This window comes from Rhodobium orientis (assembly GCF_003258835.1).
Classification (GTDB): domain Bacteria; phylum Pseudomonadota; class Alphaproteobacteria; order Rhizobiales; family Rhodobiaceae; genus Rhodobium; species Rhodobium orientis.
The window spans coordinates 40,291-56,463 of sequence record NZ_NPEV01000021.1; the positions used below are offsets into that span (position 1 = coordinate 40,291).

The following is a 16,173-nucleotide window of genomic DNA, read 5'->3' on the forward strand; positions in this document are numbered from 1 at the left end:
AGGAGGCCGGCGAATTGCGTCGGCCCGCCGGTCCGCCCGACCCGTCCTTCTTACGGTTCGCCGATCTGGAATATGAAAACCGCGTCGTGTTGAGCGCGCGTCGCCACACGGCCCGGTTTTGCGACGCTGGCGCGCACGCTTGACTTTCGTCAAGGAGAATAAGACCCCGCGGGAGAAGCATCGCGCCATCAACTTGGTGCCGTGATGCCCAGGACATTCTCACGACGCGAGCTTTTTAACCGGATCGGCGGCACCGACGCCGTCCTGCGTCCGCCCTTCGCGCTGCAGGAAGACGCCTTCGTCGAATGCTGTACCGGCTGCGGGCGCTGCATCAGGGCCTGCCCGCAAGGCATCCTCGGCGCCGGCCGCGGCAACTATCCCGTTCTCGACTTTGCCCGCGGCGCCTGCACCTTCTGCGGCGCCTGCGCCGAGGCCTGCACTGAGGGCGCGCTCGGCGACCCCGCGGGCGCGCCGTGGCGCCTTCGCGCCAGCGTCGGCGATGCCTGCCTGGAGCGTTCCGGCATCGCCTGCCGCGCCTGCGAAGCCTGGTGCGAGCCGCGCGCCATCCGCTTCCGCCCGGCGCTGGGCGGGCGTTCCGAAATCCTCATCGATCCCGAACTTTGCACCGGCTGCGGCGCCTGCATCGCCCCCTGTCCGAAGGGGGCGATCGACGTCGCCGCGCCCGCCAACGAGGAAGCAGCAGCATGACCATCTGCAGCCTGGTCGTCTACGCCAAACCGGAAAACACCGACGCCGTGGCGCTCAAGCTTGCCGGCCTTGCCGGCATCGAAATCCATGCCACCGATCCCGGCGGCAAGCTGGTGGTCACGGTCGACCATGCCGACCGCCGGCAATGCAGCGAAACGATCATGGGGCTGAGCGCCGTGCCCGGCGTGATCAATACGGCCCTGGTCTACGAGTACCACGAATAAGCACGACGGATTCAGTCAAGGAGGAATGACCGATGTCGCTCTCTCGCCGTGACTTCATCAAGGCAAACGCCGTGGCCGCCGCCGCGGCGACGGCGGGTGTCGCCGTGCCGGCCGCGCCAGTCCTGGCCGCCGAGGACGATACCGGCATCCGCTGGGACAAGACCGCCTGCCGCTTCTGCGGCACCGGCTGCTCGGTCCTGGTCGGCGTCAAGGACGGTCGCGTGGTCGCGACCCAGGGCGATCCCGACGCTCCGGTGAACCGCGGCCTCAACTGCATCAAGGGCTACTTCCTGACCAAGATCATGTACGGCCAGGACCGCCTGACGAAGCCGTTGCTGCGCAAGAAGAACGGCGCCTTCGCCAAGGACGGCGACTTTGAGGAGGTAAGCTGGGACGAGGCCTTCACCGTCATGGCCGACAAGTGGAAGGCGGCCCTGAAGGCCAAGGGGCCGACCTCCGTCGGCATGTTCGGCTCCGGCCAGTGGACCCTGTGGGAGGGCTATGCCGCCTCCAAGCTGATCAAGGGCGGCTTCCGGTCCAACAACCTCGACCCCAACGCCCGCCATTGCATGGCCTCGGCCGTCGGCGCCTTCATGCGCGCCTTCGGCATCGACGAGCCGATGGGCTGCTACGACGACCTGGAGCACGCCGACGCTTTCGTGTTGTGGGGCGCCAACATGGCCGAGATGCACCCGATCCTGTGGTCGCGCCTCACCAACACCCGGCTGACCAAGCCGGGCTGCGAGGTCCATGTGCTCTCGACCTTCGAGAACCGCTGCTTCGAGCTCGCCGACAACGGCATCGTCTTCGTGCCGCAAACGGATCTCGCCATCACCAACTACATCGCCAACTACATCATCCAGAACGAGGCCTACAACAAGGACTTCGTGGAAAACCACGTCAACTTCAACAAGACCGCAACCGACATCGGCTACGGTCTCAGGCCCGAGCATCCGCTGGAGCAGAAGGCGGCCAATCCCGGCAAGGGCAAATTCGAGAAGGTCGGTTTCGAGGAATTCGCCAGGCTGGTCGAGCCCTATACGCTCGACTACACCGCCGAACTCTCCGGCGTGCCCAAGGACCAACTCGAAAAGCTCGCCAGGGCCTATGCCGATCCGAAAAAGAAGGTCTCGTCCTACTGGACGATGGGCTTCAACCAGCACTCCCGCGGCGTCTGGGTCAACGGCAACGTCTACAACATCCACCTGTTGATGGGCAAAATCTCCGAGCCCGGCAACGGTCCGTTCTCGCTCACCGGCCAGCCCTCGGCCTGCGGCACCGCCCGCGAGGTCGGCACCTTCGCCCACCGCCTGCCGGCCGACCTGGTCGTCGGCAAGGACGCCCATCGGGCCTTTGCCGAAAAGACCTGGAAGCTGCCCGAAGGCACGATCAATCCGGAGGTCGGCTTCCACGCCGTGCTGATGCACCGCAAGATGAAGGACGGCGAGCTGAACTGCTACTGGCAGCAATGCAACAACAACATGCAGGCCGCCGCCAACATGAACGACGAAAGCTATCCGGGATGGCGCAACCCGGACAACTTCGTCACCGTCTCCGACCCTTATCCGACGGTCTCGGCGATGGCCGCCGACCTGATCCTGCCGACCGCCATGTGGGCCGAGAAGGAAGGCGCCTACGGCAATGCCGAGCGGCGCACCCAGTTCTGGCGCCAGCAGGTCAAGGCACCGGGCGAGTCCCGCTCCGATGCCTGGCAGACCATGGAGTTCGCCAAATACTTCACGGTCGAGGAGGTCTGGCCGGAAGAGCTGATCGCCAAGATGCCGGAATACCGCGGCAAGACGCTCTATGACGTGCTGTTCGCCAACGGCCAGGTCGACAAGTTCCCCTATGAGGGCAAGATCGTCGACGACCGCGGCAACGAATACGCCAACGACGAGTCGGAGTACTTCGGCTACTACGTCCAGAAGGGCCTGTTCGAGGAATACCGGCTGTTCAACTCCGCCGCCGATATCCCGAAGAAAGGCCACGAGATGGCGGAGTTCGACGCCTACCACAAGAACCGCGGCCTGCGCTGGCCGGTCATCAACGGCAAGGAAACGCTGTGGCGGTTCCGCGGCGGCTACGACCCGCATGTCGAGGGCGACGAGACGGTCGTCAGGTTCTACGGCAATGCGGACGGGCGCGCCAACGTCATCTTCGCACCCTACGAGCCGCCGGCGGAAAGCCCCGACGACGAGTTCGACCTGTGGCTGTGCACCGGCCGGGTGCTGGAGCACTGGCACTCCGGTTCCATGACCCGGCGCGTGCCCGAGCTCTACCGGGCGGTGCCGGACGCGGTCGTCTACATGAACCCGAAGGACGCCCGCAAACGGCGCCTGCGCGACGGCTCCAAGGTCACGGTCTCGACGCGCCGCGGCGAACTGGTGACCCGGGTCGAGACCCGCGGCCGCAACCGGCCGCCGGAGGGCCTGGTGTTCGTGCCGTGGTTCGACGCCAGCCGGCTGGTCAACAAGCTGACATTGGACGCCACCGATCCGCTCTCCAAGGAGACGGATTACAAGAAGTGTGCCTGCAAGGTCGAAAAGGCCTGACACGCCGGGAGCGGCCGCCCGCGTCTCCCGCTGTCTTCGCGCGGGCGGCCCTTTCGACAGCGAAGAACCAGAACGCGTAACGGGCGAGCACCATGTCCACGGACAAGGAAACCTCAGGGACGTCGGCAAACTGGCTGAAGAGCCGCCGCAAGTTCCTCGCCGATATGGCCAGGACCGCCTGCGGGGTCGGCCTGTTCGGCCTTGCCGTCGGGCTCTACGCGGAAAAATCCAGGGCGCTGCCGCCGACGGCGCTGCGCCCGCCGGGCGCCCTGCCGGAAAACGATTTCCTTGCCGCCTGCGTGCGTTGCGGCATCTGCGTGCGCGACTGTCCCTACGACATCCTGAAGCTTGCCACCCTCGGCGAGGAGGTGGCGACCGGCACGCCCTATTTCACCGCCCGCACCGGCCCCTGCGAGATGTGCGAGGACATCCCCTGCATCGTCAACTGTCCGACCGGCGCCCTCGACACCGGGCTGAAGGACATCGCGAAGGCGCGCATGGGCCTTGCCGTCGTCGTCGACCACGAGTCCTGCATCGCTTTCCAGGGCCTTCGCTGTGAGATCTGCTTCAACACCTGTCCGGTCCGCGGCAAGGCGATCAAGCTGGAGTACCGGGCCAACAAGCGCTCCGGCAAGCACGCCCTGTTCGTGCCCGTGGTCTATTCCGGGGACTGCACCGGCTGCGGCCTGTGCGAAAAGGCCTGCATCCTTGAGGCGGCGGCGATCAAGGTCTTGCCGATCGCCCTCGCCAGGGGCGCCCTCGGCCACCACTACCGCCTCGGCTGGGAGCAGCAGGGGGAGGCCGGCCGGCCCCTCGTCACGCCGGATCAGGAGCACCGCTACAACCTGCCGGACGGCGTCCACTACGAGCATTCCGGCCGCGGCCTCGTCGTCGACGAGCCGGCCGCGCCGGCGCCCGGCGCCGGCGACACGCCGTTCTCGTCCAATCCGCTCGACACCCTGAACCGCGGCATAGGGGGAGCGAAGTGATGGTTACCCCGCTGAAGGACCTCGGCAAGGACGCCATCGCCGTCAAGGGCTGGTTCGGCGCTCACAAATGGCTGCTGCTGCGGCGCGCCACGCAGGTCGGCATCCTGGTTCTCTTCCTTATCGGCCCCTGGGCCGGCCTCTGGCTGTTGAAGGGCAACCTCGCCGCAAGCACGGTGCTGGACACCGTGCCGCTGACCGATCCGCTGCTGGTGCTGCAGATGCTCGCCGCCGGTTTCGTCGGCCTCGCCTCGACCGCGCTCCTCGGCGCCGCCATCGTCGCCGTCTTCTACGTGCTGGTCGGCGGCCGCGCCTATTGCTCCTGGGTCTGCCCGGTCAACATCGTCACCGACGGCGCCCACTGGCTGCGCCGCCGCCTCGACATCCGCCAGAGCGCCCGCCTGAAGCCCTCCGCGCGCTGGTGGATGCTCGGCCTCACCCTCGTCGTCTCCGCGGCGACCGGAACGCTCGCCTTCGAACTCGTCAATCCGGTGTCGATGCTCCACCGCGGCCTGATCTTCGGCATCGGCATCGGCTGGGCCGTGATCGCGGCCATCTTCCTCTTCGACCTGTTCGTCGCCCGCCACGGCTGGTGCGGCCATCTTTGCCCGATGGGCGCCTTCTATGGGCTTCTGGGAAGCGCCAGCCTCGTTCGCGTGCGCGCCGACGGGCGCGACAACTGCGACGACTGCATGGAGTGCTACGAGGTCTGCCCCGAACCGCAGGTGATCCCGCCCGCGGTCAAGAGCGCGGCGGCCGGCGGCAGCCCGGTGATCCTGTCCGGTGCCTGCACCAATTGCGGCCGCTGCATCGATATCTGCCCCAACGATGTCTACGCCTTCGGCCTGCGGGGCCGGGCCCTCGTCACCCCGCGGCCGCTGCCGGCGGACCATCCCCGCAACAGCGCCCCGGGCTTCGCTTCGAACGTTCAGGACGACCGAAAGATCGCATGAGATCGAACGCATGGAGGATGCGATGAAACTCTTGTCAAAAACCACCCTGGCGGCACTGGCCCTGGGCATCGTGGCCGCGGCTCCCGCCGCGCGCGCCACCGACGTCGTGTCGCTGCGCGGCGACAAGGCCCTGACCGCCGAATCGGACGCGTTCGACCGCAAGCGGGCAATGACGGCGAGCGGCGGTTTCGACCGGGCGTGGGACCTGCAGCCGCCGACCATCCCTCACAACATCGACAACGACCGCATCACGATCCGCGAAAACACCTGCCTCAACTGCCACGGCCCGGAAACCTTCAAGAAGGAGAAGGCGCCGCGGATCGGCGACAGCCACTTCGTCGACGCCGACGGCAAGGTGCTGGAGACCATGAACCAGCGGCGCCATTTCTGCAGCCAGTGCCACGTGCCCCAGGCCGACGTGAAGCCGCTGGTGGAGAACACCTTCGGCGGCAATTGAGCCGAACGGCGGCGATCGGCGTCGCCTCGGTCTGCCGGGCCGCTACGGGCGGAAGCACGGCCAAAGACACATGCGCCGGCCCGGCGCAGCAGCCGCGGGCCCCGGCGCGAGAAAAAGGGAAGTCGGAAAATGAACGAGCGGGACACCCGGGAGCCCGGGGTTTTCGGGCGCATGTGGCGCCGCTTCTGGCGGCCGAGCCGGAGCTGGGGCTTCGGCGCCATTCTCATCCTCGGCATCGCCGCCGGCGTCGTCCTGTGGGGCGGCTTCAACTGGGCGGTCGAACTGACCAACACCGAGACGTTCTGCATCTCGTGCCACGAAATGCGCGATAACGTGTATGAGGAATACACGGAAACGGTCCACTACTACAACAGCTCCGGCGTCCGTGCCGTGTGCACCGACTGCCATGTGCCGAAGGACTGGATCCACAAGATGGTGCGCAAGGTGCAGGCCTCCAACGAGCTCTATCACAAGGTCATCGGCTCCATCGACACCCGCGAGAAGTTTCAGGCCAAGCGGCTGGAGCTGGCGAGCCATGTCTGGCGCACCATGAAGGAGACGAACTCCCGCGAATGCCGCAACTGCCACGACGATGTGTCGATGGATTTCGGAGCCCAGGAGTCGCGCAGCGCCGACCGCCACGAGGAAGGCTTCGACGAGGGCAAGACCTGCATCGACTGCCACCGCGGCATCGCCCACCAACTCCCGGACGGCGCCAACGAAGCCTATGAGAAGATCGCAGCGGAGATCGGGCCGACCAAGAAAGACGACTAAGGCTTCGGCCGGATCGGGAGACCCGGTGCGCGGAGTTGCGTGCGGCCGGGGGCGTGGCCCGTAGGGCTCAGCGCCACCAGATCAGCGGGTCGACGCCGAAAAGGGCGACGTGGCCGCCGGCAACGAGCAGGTAAAGGCTGGTCGCGACGGAGACGAGGAGGCCAAGGGCCTGCGCCCGGTCGGCAGTCCAGTGGGTCGTGCCGGCGAGAAGCGCGGCGAGCGGCAGGTTGGAGGTGCCCCGGGCGAGCGCCGACCATTCCTCAAAGCCGAGCCGCCGCTGCGCCCGCCGGTCGGCGACGAGGGTCCCCGTGCCCGCAAAGACGGTGAGGGTGCCGAAGAGGATGAGCCCGACCGCATCGCCATTGGCGATGGTGTGCGCGAACCCCCAAAAGAAGAGGCCCCAGAGCACCGGATGGCGGGTGAGGGCGACGACGCCCGGCCGTTCGGGACTGAAAGGCGCGGCGGTGAGTGTCACCGAAAACGGATTGGCGGAGACCGCACCGGCGACGGCAAGGAACAGGCCGATGGGGACAAGCGCGACGGCAAGCCCGGCCTGCCACGGCTCGGGCGCCCACAGCGGCACATAGGGCGCGGCCCAGGCGGCAACGATCAGCCAGGCAAGCAGCAGCGTCGAGAGCACCGAATAGGCGGCAAGGTAGGTCTTCCGCCCCAGCATCGCCACCAACCGCCGGCGCACGGCCGGCTGCGCCGGGACGGCATGGAAGAGGAAAAAGACAAGGAGTGCGGCGAGGAACGGGATCATCTGTACAGCCTCACCGTGCCCTCGCCCTTACGCCGTCCAGTCCAGCACCACCTTGCCGCTTTGGCCCGAGCGCATCGCCTGGAAGCCCTCCTCGAACCGGTCGATGGGGAACCGGTGCGTGATCACCGGCCGGATGTCTAGGCCACTCTGCAGCATCGCCAGCATCTTGTGCCAGGTCTCGAACATTTCCCTTCCGTAGATGCCCTTGACGGTGAGCTGCTTGAGGACGAAGCGCGACCAGTCGACGGGATAGGGCTCGGCGGACAGGCCGAGCATGGCGATCCGCCCGCCGACGATGAGGTGCTCCAGCATGTCGTCGAAGGCGGCCGGCGCGCCGCTCATCTCCAGCCCGACATCGAAGCCCTCGCGCATCCCGAGACGTCCCATGACGTCCCGCACGGTTTCCTTCGCGACGTTGACGGGCCGCACATCGGCGACCTTGGCGGCGAGATCGAGCCGGGCCTGGTTGATGTCGGTGATGACCACGTGCCGGGCGCCGACATGGCGGGCAACGGCCGCGGCCATGATGCCGATCGGCCCGGCGCCGGTGACGAGCACGTCCTCGCCGACGAGGTCGAAGGTGAGGGCGGTGTGGACCGCATTGCCGAGCGGGTCGAGGATGGCGCCGAGCTCGTCGTCGACGTCGTCGGGCAGCGCGACCACGTTGAAGGCCGGCACCTTCAGATATTCGGCAAAGGCGCCGGGGATATTGACGCCGATGCCCTTGGTCTCCGGGTCGAGGTGGAAGCGACCCGCGCGCGCCGCCCGGCTCGTCTTGCCGACCACATGGCCCTCGCCCGAGACGCGCTGGCCGACGGCGACGTTGGTGACGTCCTTGCCGACCTCGACCACCTCACCGGCATATTCGTGGCCGACGATCATCGGCACCGGGATGGTTCCCGCCGCCCAGTCGTCCCAGTTGAAGATATGGATGTCCGTGCCGCAGATGCCGGTCTTGCGGATCCGGATGAGGACGTCGTCCGGGCCGATCTCCGGCTTCGGTTCGTCGGAGAGCCAGAGGCCGGGTTCCGCCTTCGATTTGACAAGCGCTTTCATGGGATCTCCGGTGTTCTGGGGCCGTTGCCGATCATTCGACACCTGCCGTCGTCATAGCGAGCGAGCGAAGCGAGCGCGGCAGTCCAGGACCGCACGCTCCGAGCTGGTGGCCCCTGGATCGCCGCGTCGCCTGCGGCTCCTCGCGATGACGAAGGCGCGGTCATCATTCTCATATTTCTACAGGATGCCGAGGTCGTTGCCGACCGCGACGAAGGCCTCGAGTGCGGTGTCGATGTCGGCGTCGGTCAGCGCGGCCGACATCTGGGAGCGGATGCGGGCCTTGCCCTTCGGCACCACGGGATAGAAGAAGCCGGTGACGTAGATGCCGCGTTCGTCGAGCGCCGCCGCCATCTTCTGGGAAAGCGCCGCATCGCCCAGCATCACCGGGATGATCGGCGTTTCTCCCGGCAGAAGGTCGAAGCCGGCCTCCGTAAGACCTTTGCGGAACCGCTTCGTGTGCCGGGCGAGCGTCGCGCGCCGGTCGTCGGCGGTCTCCGCGATGTCGATGGCCTTGAGCGATCCGGCGGTGACCGCAGGCGCCAGGCTGTTGGAAAAGAGATAGGGCCGCGCCCGCTGGCGCAAAAGGTCGATGACGGGCTTGTCGGCGGCAACGAAGCCGCCCATGGCGCCGCCGAGCGTCTTGCCGAAGGTCCCGGTGATGATGTCGACCCGGGTTCCCGCACCGGTCAGCGCCGGCGTGCCGCGGCCCTTGTCGCCGAGATGCCCCGTCGCATGGCAGTCGTCGACCAGGACGAGGGCGCCGTAGCGTTCGGCGAGGTCGCAGATAGCGGGCAGGTTGGCGACCGCGCCGTCCATGGAAAAGACGCCGTCCGTGGCGATGAGCTTGAACCGCGCCCCGTCCGCATCGGCGGCCTTCAACTGGTCCTCCAGCGCGTCCATGTCGCCGTTCGGGAACCGGTAGCGCTTGGCCTTCGACAGCCGCACACCGTCGATGATCGAGGCATGGTTGAGGGAATCGGAGACGATCGCATCGGCCTCGGAAAGCAGCGGCTCGAATACCCCGCCATTGGCGTCGAAACAGGCGGCAAAGAGGATCGCGTCCTCCTTGCCGAGATAGCGGGCGATGCGTTCCTCGAGCTGGCGGTGCAGGGTCTGGGTGCCGCAGATGAAGCGCACCGAGGCCATGCCGAAGCCGAACTCGTCGAGCGCCTGCTTCGCCGCCGCAACGATTTCCGGATGGTTGGCGAGCCCGAGATAGTTGTTGGCGCAGAGATTGATGACCTCGCGCGTGTCCCCATCCGACGCGAGCTCGATGCGGCCGCCCTGGGTCCCGGCGATCAGCCGCTCGCGCTTGTAGAGCCCGGCCTCTTCGATCTCCTGAAGGGTCCGGGTGAGGTGGGCGGCAAAATCGTCCAGCATATCGATCTCCATGTTCAATATAATGGATAATCTATTATTCCGGACCGCGTCAAGCGGCGAATGCCTGCCTTGATCCGGTCGGCAGCACGCCGTCAGCGATAGGCGACGACCAAAAGCGCCCGTGCCTCCGCCTCGCCCAGGTTGGCGATGCTGTGCGCGGTGTCGGCCGGATAGCGCGCCGTATCGCCGGCATGGGCCCGCTCGCTGGCGCCGCCGCTCGTTACTGTGAGGACGCCGTCATAGACCGTCAAATGCTCGGTTGCGCCATGGGCATGGGCGCTGCTGTCGAGGACGCCGCCGGGCTCGACGGTCAGCTCGTACCATTCGGTCATCCCCGCCATCTGTGGCGGGCTGAAGATGCGCAGCCGGCACTGCCCGTCCGGGCTGCGCATTTCCGGGATCGCATGCGGCGAGACGATCTCGATCGTGCCGCCCGCACTGGCCGGCACCGCGCCGTCGACGAGGTCGGCCAGTTCGATGCCGAGCGCCCGGGTCAGGCTCCACAGGACGGCGAAGGTCGGGTTGGCCTGGCCGCGCTCGATCTGCGATAGCATCGATTTGGAAACGCTCGACCGCTCCGCAAGCTGCCCCAGCGTCAGGCCCTCGGCCTTGCGCCGGCGCTGCAGGACGGGGCCGATCTCCGGTGTCGACATGGGGCGTTTGTATCCGAGAAAATCCAATATATCGGATTTCTATCACGCGGCCCGCCCATCGTGCAATTGCCACCCGGCTCGGGCGAAGGGGTCAGAGCTTCTTGATGGCGTAGGCCATCGCCCCGGCGACCACGAGGGCGGCGGACGCGGCGGCGGACGGAATGAGGAAGCTGCCGGTGGCATCGAAGAGAACGCCGGCAAAGGCCGGCCCGACGATCTGGCCGAGGCCGAAGGCGGCGGTCATCAGGGCGAGCATGCGTTCCGCATCGCCGCTGGAGAGCCGTCTGCCGGCGGAAATGCCGAGCGCGACGATGCCCATGAAAGTGCCGCCGAAGAGGATGGCGGCAAGGAGGATGGCCGGCGGGGTGAGCACCGTGACGCTGACGATGACGGCCAGCGCCTCGATCAGGCAGGCGGCGGCAAAGGCGGCAAGGTCGCCGATCCGCCTCGCCACCATGCTCCAGATCGCGATGGAGGGGGCGGCGGCAAGGCCGACGACGAGCCAGATCGCCGGCTCCAGCGGCGCGATGTCGGGGGCGGCGCGAACGATGGCAACGATGAAGGTCGCGGTGATGACATAGCCGAAGCCGTAGAGCCCGTAGGCGGCAATGAGGATGGCAAGCCCGGGGTTGCGGCCGCCGTCGCGCTTCACCGGGGCGGACGGCACGGCGCGCTGCGCGGGGATGAGGACGGCGACGGCGGCGAGTGCGACGACCGTGACGGCAGCGCTCGCCCACCACAGCGCCCGCCAGTCGGCGCCCTTCGCCACCATGACGGCCATCAGCGCGGCGGAGCCGGCGATGCCGAGGCCGACGCCGGCGAAGTGGACGGCGGCAAGCCCGGCGCGGCCGGCGCGGGCGAGGCGGTCCAGCACCAGCGCGGAGGAATAGACCAGCACGAAGGCGCTGGCGACGCCGCCGATAAAGCGCAGGACGAGGAAGGCGGCGAGGGATTCGGAGACGGCCATCAGGCCGGTCGTCGCCGCGCTGAGCGCCAGCGCACCGAGGAACCAGCCGCGCCGCGAGCCCTTGATGACGGGGGTTACGGCGATGAGCGCGCCGAGCAGATAGCCGGCATAGTTGGACGAGGCGATGAGGCCCGCCGCGCTCTTGGAGAGCCCGAGGGCGGAGACCATCACCGGCAGGATCGGCGTATAGACGAAGCGGCCGACGCCCATTGCGGCCGCCAGCGCGATGAGCCCGCCGATGGCGAGCCTCAGGGGATGGTTACGATCCTCGGTCACTCCGAAGCATTGGCGTGTTGCCGGCGGTCGATCAAGCGGATTCAACCGCCGGCAGCATCTGGGGACACTTTCCAGTGTTCTCCATCCCAATTCTCGGAGCGTGAAACGCACCGGGAATTGGCAAGCGCAAGAGCGCGTCGGCGCTCGTGCGCCGCAAAGCCTGCGTGGCGTCTGAACGCCCTATAAAAGACTATTCTTCCAGCCCGTCGAAAAGGGCCGTGGAAAGATAACGCTCGGCGAAGGACGGAATGATGAGGACGATGTTCTTGCCCGCCATTTCCGGCCGCGAGCCGACGCGGATGGCAGCGGCGATCGCAGCGCCCGACGAGATGCCGACAGGAATGCCCTCCACCGCTGCCGACTGGCGGGCGAAATGGAACGCATCGTCGTTGGAGACGGTGACGACCTCGTCATAGACCGAGGTGTCGAGCACGCCCGGCACGAAGCCGGCGCCGATGCCCTGGATCTTGTGCGGGCCGGGATTGCCGCCGCTGAGGATCGGGCTGTCGGCCGGTTCCACGGCAACGATGCGCACGTCGGGCTTGCGCTGCTTCAGCACCTGGCCGACGCCGGTGATGGTGCCGCCGGTGCCGATGCCGGAGACGAAGGCGTCGATGTCGCCGCCCGTGTCGGTCCAGATCTCCTCCGCCGTGGTCGCCCGGTGGATCGCCGGGTTGGCCGGGTTCTCGAACTGCTGCGGGATGACCGCGTCGGGGATTTCCTTGACCAGTTCCTCGGCCTTGGCGACGGCGCCCTTCATGCCCTTGGGGCCTTCGGTGAGGATCAGTTCGGCACCGAGCAGCCGCAGCATCTTGCGCCGCTCGACCGACATCGTCTCCGGCATGACGAGGATCAGCCGGTAGCCGCGCGCGGCCGCGACGAAGGCGAGTGCGATGCCGGTATTGCCGGAGGTCGGCTCGACCAGCGTCGTCTTGCCCGGCGTGATCTTGCCGTCGGCTTCCATGGCGTCGATCATCGCCGCGCCGATGCGGTCCTTGACGCTGGCGATCGGGTTGAAGAACTCAAGCTTGGCCAAGAGGTTGGCCTTGACGCCGGCGGCCTTGGCCAGCCGGTCGAGGCGGACCAGCGGGGTGTCGCCGATGGTCTCGATGATGGACGAATAGATTCGGCCGCGACCGGCGGCGGGGGCGTCTTCGGTCTCAAGGGCAGCGGCATTGCTCATGGTCTGACCTTTCTGAAAAATGCGAGCTGGAAGAAGTCCGGCGGCGCCGCGCCAAAGGGCGGCCGGCACGCCGGTGTGTTGGCGGGAATTTTAGCGAAAGGTTGCGCAAGGAGCGAGGGCGACGCGCGGACTGTATACGGTCAATTGGGGCAATCTGTTCTGAAATTTTTGTCCTGAATAGAATGGTCTTGCGCTGCGGTGCCGAAAAACCCTGTTGCGGCGCAAAATATCAGTCGCGGCCCGTAGAGCCGAAGCCGCCGGCGCCGCGCACTGTAGCTTCCAGATCAAGGGCCGGCTCGAAGTCCGCCTGCAGCACCGGTGCCAGCACCATCTGGGCGATGCGCTCGCCGCGCCGGATGGTGAAGGGTTCTTCGCCGTGATTGATGAGAATGACGCCGATCTCGCCGCGATAGTCCGCATCGATGGTGCCGGGGGAATTGAGCACGGTGACGCCGTGCTTCAGGGCAAGGCCGGAGCGCGGCCGTACCTGCGCCTCCGTGCCTGACGGGAGGGCGATGGCAATGCCGGTAGGGACGAGCGCACGGGCGCCGGGGGCGAGCGTCACCGGCGCATCGTCGGCAACGGCGGCAAGGAGGTCGAGCCCGGCCGCATCGATGGTCTGGTACGCGGGCAACGGCAGGCCGGCGCCGTGCGGGAGCTGCTTGACGGCAACGCGGGCGGTCATGAAGCGTCGGCCTTGGAAAGCGCCTCGGCGATCCCGGCGACGAGCCGGGCGGCGACGTCTTCCTTGGAAAGCGTCGGCCAGTCTTCGACGCCGTTCTGGCGGACGATGCGGACCGTGTTGGCATCGCCCCCCATGACGCCGGTTGAAGGCGACACGTCATTGGCGACGATCCAGTCGGCGCCCTTGCGGGTCAGCTTGCCTGTGGCGTTCGCAATCAGATCGTTCGTCTCCGCCGCGAATCCGACAACGAGGCGGGGCCTCAGCGAGGCGTGGCGGCCGATGGTGGCGAGGATGTCCGGGTTTTCGACGAGGGTCAGCGCCGGCGGCCCGCTGCCCGGCGTCTTCTTCATTTTCGCGGTGACCTCCGTGGCCGGGCGCCAGTCGGCGACGGCTGCCGCCATGACCGCGACGTCGGCGGGAAGGGCGGCTTCCACCGCCTCAAGCATCTGCCGCGCGGTCTCCACGTGAACGGTGTTGACGCCGGCCGGATCGGCAAGCGAAACCGGTCCCGAAACAAGGGTGACGTCGGCGCCGGCAGCGGCGGCGGCCGCGGCAATCGCATGGCCCTGCTTGCCGGAGGAGCGGTTGGCGAGGAACCGGACGGGGTCGATCGGCTCCACGGTCGGCCCGGACGTGACGACCATCTTGCGACCCGACAGCGGCTTGGCGGCGCCCCCGAAATGGGCCTCGATGGCGGCCACGATCTCCATCGGCTCGGCCATGCGCCCCGTGCCGGCCTCGCCGGTCTCGGCCATCTCGCCGGCGGCGGGGCCGATAAAGGAAATGCCGTCGCCGCGAAGCGTCGCGACGTTGCGCTCTGTCGCCGGATGGGCCCACATCTTCGGGTTCATGGCCGGGGCAATGAGAACCGGCGTGTCCGTGGCAAGGAGCACGGTGGAGGCGAGGTCATTGGCGAGCCCGTTCGCCATCTTCGCCAAAAGATCGGCCGTCGCCGGCGCGACGACGATGAGGTCGGCCTCCCGCGACAGCCGGATATGGCCGATGTCGTGCTCGTCGTCCCTGTCGAAGAGATCGGTGAAGACCCGGTCGCCGCTGATCGCGCCAAAGCTCATCGGCGTGACGAACTGCGTCGCCGCCGCCGTCATGACGACCCGCACCGAAGCGCCGCGTTCGCGTAGCCGGCGCACCAGGTCGAGGCATTTGTAGGCGGCGACGCCGCCGCTGACGATGAGGAGGATGCGCCGGGATTGCAGCATGGGAGATATCCGCTCGGCCGCGCCCGGAAAAAAGGTCCGGGCGCTCCTGTCGTGGGAAGGACGGCCCTAGTAGCCGGCGGAGAACGACTTCGGCGCCGGGTCGACGATCCGGGCCTGGCCGCTGGCGACCTCATAGACCGCGAGGCCGCGCTCGTTCGTGCCGTCGCGCCGGAAGCGGAACACGCCGTCGATGCCGAGGAAGCCGTCCGGATTGGTCAGGATGTCCTCGGAGAACCGGCGCGCGCCGGCGCTGCGGACAAGGCCTGCGGCAAGGATCGTCGCGTCATAGGCGAGCGTTCCGGTCCGCGGCGGGCTGACGCCATAGGCCGCCTGGTAGCGGCTCGCGAATTTCTGGTAGCCGGCCTTGTCGGTGCCGGGGAACCAGCCGCCGCGCAGCGACGAATCGGCGAGGATCGCCGGATTGTCCCACTGGCTGGTGCCGAGCATCTGGACGGTCTGGCTGGTCACGCCCTTCTGGGCGAGCACGCCGGCGATGATCCGCGCCGCGCCGCCGCCGTCCGGAATGAACACGGCGTCGATCTGGGGGCCGAGGGTCGCGATCGCCTCGGCCTTGGCGCGGATGTCGGCCTCCGTGCCGTCATAGCGCTCGATGCCGAGGACGCGTACGCCGAACTCGCCGGCATATTGCCGGAACGAGGCCTCGACCACCTGGCCGTAGGCGTTGCTCGGCACGATCGCGGCGAACGACTTCTTGCCGCGCTTGGCGGCAAAGGAAACAATCCGGCGCACATCGTTCTGCGGCAGGAAGGAGAGGAGATAGACGCCGCGTGCGGCAACGCTGGAATTGCTGGAAAAGGCAACGACCGGAACGCCCGAGGAGCGCGCTGCGGCGGCAGCGCCGCCGACGGCGGGGGCGAACACCGGGCCGATGATCAGCTCGGCGCCTTCGGCAATCGCTGCCTGGGCGGCCGCCTTGCCGCCTTCGGACGAGCCGTTGGTGTCCTTGACCAGGAGCTGGATGTCGCCGCCCTGGAAGTCGTTGATCGCAAGCTCCGCGGAATTGCGGAACAGCCGCGCCACGGAACTGGCGTCGCCGCCGGCCGAGTTCGGCAGCAACAGGCCGACCCGCACGGAGCCGGAGCCGATGGTCTCGCCGCTCGGCGCGACCGGGCCCGACGAGCGCGACGGGCCGCTGCCCCAGCCGGAAAAGCCGCCGCCACCGCCACATGCGGCAACGGCGAGCACGGCCGCAACGACGGCGCCACGCTTGAGATTGCGCATGGAAAGTGAGGCAAAAAGACGGTTTACTCGATACACACTAGCCTCCCCTGCCGCATGAGGATGCAATCTGGAAATTGTTCCGACCCCATCCGGCATA

Annotated in this window: 16 protein-coding genes; 7 read left to right on the forward strand and 9 right to left on the reverse strand. The window is 67.6% G+C overall.

Annotation, left to right across the window (positions count from 1 at the left end; translation table 11 throughout):
- The first annotated feature begins 204 nt into the window (after positions 1-204).
- The 7 genes from napF to CH339_RS11300 all read left to right on the forward strand — a co-directional run bounded on the left by napF (position 205) and on the right by CH339_RS11300 (position 6,654).
- Complete coding sequence (napF, locus tag CH339_RS11270; protein WP_111434453.1) at positions 205-708, forward strand: ferredoxin-type protein NapF; 504 nt, start codon at positions 205-207, stop codon at positions 706-708.
- The gene (locus CH339_RS11275; protein ID WP_111434454.1) at positions 705-932 is read left to right on the forward strand and encodes a chaperone NapD; all 228 of its coding nucleotides are present in this window, start codon (positions 705-707) and stop codon (positions 930-932) included. The genes napF and CH339_RS11275 overlap by 4 nt, the downstream gene beginning before the upstream one ends.
- A gap of 32 nt (positions 933-964) precedes the next feature.
- A complete protein-coding gene (gene napA / locus CH339_RS11280) occupies positions 965-3,484 on the forward strand; it encodes a nitrate reductase catalytic subunit NapA (protein ID WP_111434455.1) in 2,520 nt (839 codons plus the stop codon).
- Between the two features lie 92 nt (positions 3,485-3,576).
- Positions 3,577-4,473: a ferredoxin-type protein NapG gene (gene napG / locus CH339_RS11285; RefSeq protein ID WP_111434456.1), complete on the forward strand. Its 897-nt coding sequence runs from the start codon at positions 3,577-3,579 to the stop codon at positions 4,471-4,473.
- The gene (napH, locus tag CH339_RS11290; RefSeq protein ID WP_111434457.1) at positions 4,473-5,423 is read left to right on the forward strand and encodes a quinol dehydrogenase ferredoxin subunit NapH; all 951 of its coding nucleotides are present in this window, start codon (positions 4,473-4,475) and stop codon (positions 5,421-5,423) included. Before napG ends, napH begins: the two co-directional genes overlap by 1 nt.
- A 22-nt stretch (positions 5,424-5,445) precedes the next feature.
- The gene (locus tag CH339_RS11295) at positions 5,446-5,880 is read left to right on the forward strand and encodes a nitrate reductase cytochrome c-type subunit (protein WP_111434485.1); all 435 of its coding nucleotides are present in this window, start codon (positions 5,446-5,448) and stop codon (positions 5,878-5,880) included.
- Between the two features lie 129 nt (positions 5,881-6,009).
- Entirely contained in the window at positions 6,010-6,654 is a 645-nt protein-coding gene (locus CH339_RS11300) for a NapC/NirT family cytochrome c (protein WP_111434458.1), read from the forward strand.
- Positions 6,655-6,721: 67 nt separating this feature from the next.
- Here the strand turns inward: CH339_RS11300 and CH339_RS11305 are convergent, their stop codons facing one another.
- The 9 genes from CH339_RS11305 to CH339_RS11345 all read right to left on the reverse strand — a co-directional run bounded on the left by CH339_RS11305 (position 6,722) and on the right by CH339_RS11345 (position 16,076).
- Positions 6,722-7,417 (reverse strand): NnrU family protein, encoded by a 696-nt coding sequence (locus tag CH339_RS11305; protein ID WP_111434459.1) that lies wholly within the window; start codon positions 7,415-7,417, stop codon positions 6,722-6,724.
- Positions 7,418-7,444: 27 nt separating this feature from the next.
- A complete protein-coding gene (gene tdh / locus CH339_RS11310) occupies positions 7,445-8,473 on the reverse strand; it encodes an L-threonine 3-dehydrogenase (RefSeq protein WP_111434460.1) in 1,029 nt (342 codons plus the stop codon).
- A 177-nt stretch (positions 8,474-8,650) separates the two neighbouring features.
- A complete protein-coding gene (locus tag CH339_RS11315) occupies positions 8,651-9,853 on the reverse strand; it encodes a glycine C-acetyltransferase (protein ID WP_111434486.1) in 1,203 nt (400 codons plus the stop codon).
- A 92-nt stretch (positions 9,854-9,945) separates the two neighbouring features.
- Positions 9,946-10,506 (reverse strand): helix-turn-helix domain-containing protein, encoded by a 561-nt coding sequence (locus CH339_RS11320; RefSeq protein WP_111434461.1) that lies wholly within the window; start codon positions 10,504-10,506, stop codon positions 9,946-9,948.
- A 91-nt stretch (positions 10,507-10,597) separates the two neighbouring features.
- Entirely contained in the window at positions 10,598-11,749 is a 1,152-nt protein-coding gene (locus CH339_RS11325; RefSeq protein ID WP_201240946.1) for a YbfB/YjiJ family MFS transporter, read from the reverse strand.
- 190 nt (positions 11,750-11,939) lie between these two features.
- Positions 11,940-12,932: a cysteine synthase A gene (cysK, locus tag CH339_RS11330; protein ID WP_111434462.1), complete on the reverse strand. Its 993-nt coding sequence runs from the start codon at positions 12,930-12,932 to the stop codon at positions 11,940-11,942.
- A gap of 229 nt (positions 12,933-13,161) precedes the next feature.
- A complete protein-coding gene (gene dut / locus CH339_RS11335) occupies positions 13,162-13,617 on the reverse strand; it encodes a dUTP diphosphatase (protein WP_111434463.1) in 456 nt (151 codons plus the stop codon).
- Positions 13,614-14,834 carry a bifunctional phosphopantothenoylcysteine decarboxylase/phosphopantothenate--cysteine ligase CoaBC gene (coaBC, locus tag CH339_RS11340; protein WP_111434464.1) on the reverse strand — a complete coding sequence of 407 codons (1,221 nt, stop codon included), beginning with the start codon at positions 14,832-14,834 and terminating at the stop codon, positions 13,614-13,616. The genes dut and coaBC overlap by 4 nt, the downstream gene beginning before the upstream one ends.
- A 66-nt stretch (positions 14,835-14,900) precedes the next feature.
- Entirely contained in the window at positions 14,901-16,076 is a 1,176-nt protein-coding gene (locus tag CH339_RS11345; protein ID WP_111434465.1) for a penicillin-binding protein activator, read from the reverse strand.
- Positions 16,077-16,173: the final 97 nt, after the last annotated feature.

Excerpts from the sequence above, each read along its gene's own strand:
- napF (WP_111434453.1), top strand. The coding sequence starts at position 205 with ATGCCCAGGACATTCTCACGACGCGAGCTTTTTAACCGGATCGGCGGC.
- CH339_RS11275 (WP_111434454.1), top strand. The coding sequence starts at position 705 with ATGACCATCTGCAGCCTGGTCGTCTACGCCAAACCGGAAAACACCGAC.
- napA (WP_111434455.1), top strand. The coding sequence starts at position 965 with ATGTCGCTCTCTCGCCGTGACTTCATCAAGGCAAACGCCGTGGCCGCC.
- napG (WP_111434456.1), top strand. The coding sequence starts at position 3,577 with ATGTCCACGGACAAGGAAACCTCAGGGACGTCGGCAAACTGGCTGAAG.
- napH (WP_111434457.1), top strand. The coding sequence starts at position 4,473 with ATGGTTACCCCGCTGAAGGACCTCGGCAAGGACGCCATCGCCGTCAAG.
- CH339_RS11295 (WP_111434485.1), top strand. The coding sequence starts at position 5,446 with ATGAAACTCTTGTCAAAAACCACCCTGGCGGCACTGGCCCTGGGCATC.
- CH339_RS11300 (WP_111434458.1), top strand. The coding sequence starts at position 6,010 with ATGAACGAGCGGGACACCCGGGAGCCCGGGGTTTTCGGGCGCATGTGG.
- CH339_RS11305 (WP_111434459.1), bottom strand. The coding sequence starts at position 7,417 with ATGATCCCGTTCCTCGCCGCACTCCTTGTCTTTTTCCTCTTCCATGCC.
- tdh (WP_111434460.1), bottom strand. The coding sequence starts at position 8,473 with ATGAAAGCGCTTGTCAAATCGAAGGCGGAACCCGGCCTCTGGCTCTCC.
- CH339_RS11315 (WP_111434486.1), bottom strand. The coding sequence starts at position 9,853 with ATGCTGGACGATTTTGCCGCCCACCTCACCCGGACCCTTCAGGAGATC.
- CH339_RS11320 (WP_111434461.1), bottom strand. The coding sequence starts at position 10,506 with ATGTCGACACCGGAGATCGGCCCCGTCCTGCAGCGCCGGCGCAAGGCC.
- cysK (WP_111434462.1), bottom strand. The coding sequence starts at position 12,932 with ATGAGCAATGCCGCTGCCCTTGAGACCGAAGACGCCCCCGCCGCCGGT.
- dut (WP_111434463.1), bottom strand. The coding sequence starts at position 13,617 with ATGACCGCCCGCGTTGCCGTCAAGCAGCTCCCGCACGGCGCCGGCCTG.
- coaBC (WP_111434464.1), bottom strand. The coding sequence starts at position 14,834 with ATGCTGCAATCCCGGCGCATCCTCCTCATCGTCAGCGGCGGCGTCGCC.
- CH339_RS11345 (WP_111434465.1), bottom strand. The coding sequence starts at position 16,076 with ATGCGCAATCTCAAGCGTGGCGCCGTCGTTGCGGCCGTGCTCGCCGTT.